This is a genomic window from Cylindrospermum sp. FACHB-282, assembly GCF_014697195.1.
Classification (GTDB): domain Bacteria; phylum Cyanobacteriota; class Cyanobacteriia; order Cyanobacteriales; family Nostocaceae; genus Cylindrospermum.
On the sequence record NZ_JACJRJ010000111.1, the window covers coordinates 1 to 1,540 of the forward strand.

The 1,540-nt window shown below is 37.2% G+C and carries 1 protein-coding gene; it reads right to left on the minus strand.

Features of this window, described 5'->3' with window-relative positions; all coding sequences use genetic code 11:
• Positions 1-13: 13 nt before the first annotated feature.
• Complete coding sequence (locus H6G32_RS26395; RefSeq protein ID WP_190463722.1) at positions 14-1,207, minus strand: RNA-guided endonuclease InsQ/TnpB family protein; 1,194 nt, start codon at positions 1,205-1,207, stop codon at positions 14-16.
• Positions 1,208-1,540: the final 333 nt, after the last annotated feature.

Genomic DNA, 1,540 nt, shown 5'->3' on the forward strand with positions numbered 1-1,540 from the left:
AGGTGTAGGCTTCTCAACCAATCCGGCTATCGCTTAGGAGGCGTTGAGCTTTAAGAACGGAATGCCCTACCGCTCTATTTTTTATATTTATTGCTGCATTATGGTCACGGTCAAGACTACATCCACAATGTGGGCAGTCGTGCCATCTTTCATGCAGCTTTTTAGGAACTTTCAGACCACAATTAGAGCAGTCTTGACTTGTACTAGATGCTTTAACCGGGATAACCAACAAACCAGCATTTTCGGCTTTGTTTGTAAGAATCGACAGAAAGCTTGACCATCCAGCGTCAAGTATAGATTTTGCCAATCGTGTTCGTGCAAGTCCTTTTACATTCAAATCTTCAACCGCTACAACATCATATTTCTTCAATAGGTTGTTAGCCGTTTTGAAATGAAAATCTTTGCGTTTATCTGCAACTTTTTTATGCTGCTTACCTAGTTGTTTTACCGCTTTTTGTCTACGATTACTAACCTTATTTCTGCGAGATAAACGTTTTTGAATAACCTTTAATCGTTTTTGCGCTTTGCGGTAATGTTGAGGTATAGCAACAGTTTCGCCTTCAGAAGTTGTCAAAAACTCTTTTAAACCAACATCAATACCAGTTATTAAGTCTGGATTAAAGTCAGATTTAATTGTGGGAACTTTCGTGTCTTCAAGGCTGAGAGTTACATAATAACCATCAGATTTTTTAGTAATTGATACTGTTTTAATATCAAATCCATCTGGGATAAGTCGATGAACAATAACTTTCACATCACCTATCTTTGACAACGTAATTTTGCTGTTAACAAAATGATGCCGCTTAAATTGTGAATATGTGAAAGTTTTGTATTGGCTTTTACCTTTAAACCGAGGTCTACCAGATTTTTTACCATTAACATCACCAGCCAACCATCTATCAAAAGTTTTTTCAACTCTCTTAGGGACTTCCTGTAGCACTTGAGAATGAATCTCTTTGTACCAGGGTCTGTCCACTTTTAGTTGGACTAGCGAATCTTTTTGATTGTAATAGTTAGGCTGATCTTTTAGCTCAGGTATATGGCAAATTAACGGACATCTATCAATAGGACAACGATTCATTTCATACCAGTCAAATCTTTGAGCCAGCAAATAGTTGTACTGACAACGCAACATTTCGAGTGTTTTATCAATCTTTTCAGACTGTTCTTTGTTTGGCTTAAGTTTGTATTGGTATGAAGTTCGCATTTTTATTTCTCGCTTTCGACCTGTTTATACAATATCATAAATGTAACGGCATTGTACTGACATTTATGAAAAACAAAACGTTAAATTTAAGAATATCGGAACGCAGATTAAATAAGCTACGCTTATATTCTGTTCAAAAAGATGCCACGATGACTCGGATTATTGAAGATTTTATAGACTCCCTTAAACTTGAAAATGGTGATTCCTCATCGACCCCCTGCCCTCTCAAGGACAGCGGATTGAATTGGTTAGAGGTCAATTCCTCATCACCCAAAAATTCATCTCATCACCTCCCTTCGGGTAGGTGAGAGGCTTCTTTTTGTTTCAGCTAAA